This is a genomic window from Apibacter sp., assembly GCF_025291155.1.
Lineage (GTDB): Bacteria > Bacteroidota > Bacteroidia > Flavobacteriales > Weeksellaceae > Apibacter.
Genome location: NZ_JAMBJZ010000161.1, coordinates 1 through 705, shown reverse-complemented (window position 1 = coordinate 705; position 705 = coordinate 1). Strand labels below are relative to the sequence as shown.

General features: G+C 28.9%; 1 pseudogene. It reads left to right on the top strand.

Going from position 1 to position 705, the window contains the following annotated elements:
• Positions 1–35: 35 nt before the first annotated feature.
• Positions 36–705 (top strand): annotated as a pseudogene (locus tag M3Z80_RS09700) (2-oxoglutarate dehydrogenase E1 component); the annotation flags it as partial.

The window sequence follows — 705 nt, the reverse complement described above, 5'->3', positions numbered from 1 at the left end:
ATACAACTTCTAGTAATAAGTTTGAAATTTAGTAAGATATAATAAGTGAATTCAAAATATTAAATCTCATAAATGGTTATAGGACAAGAGGACATTTATTTACTAAAACAAATCCGGTAAGACAAAGAAGAAAATATACACCTGATTTGAACATAGAAAATTTTGGACTTAGCCAATCAGATTTATCAGTTCGCGTAAACGGCAAAATAATAGGCTTGGAAGGTGACTATACCTTAAGAGAAATAATTGAGATTCTTAATAAAGAATATTGCAGTTCAATTGGTATAGAATATATGTATATTCGAAAACCGGAAGAAATTTTTTGGATTCAAAATTGGTTAAAAAAAGATTTTAATCAGCCCGTACTCGACGTTGAAGAAAAGAAAAGAATACTAAAAAAATTGTCCCAAGCAGTAGCATTTGAAAATTTTTTACACACAAAATTTGTTGGACAGAAACGTTTTTCATTAGAAGGGGGAGAAACCTTGATTCCCGCATTGGATGAAATTATTAATCATTCTTCAGAGTTAGGGGTTGAAGAAATTGTTATAGGTATGGCTCATAGAGGGCGATTAAATGTGTTAGCCAATATCTTTAATAAGTCATATTCACAAATATTTAATGAATTTGAGGGAAAAGATTATATAGAAACCTTATTTTCTGGTGATGTAAAATATCATTTAGGCTCATGTAATAATTATAAAA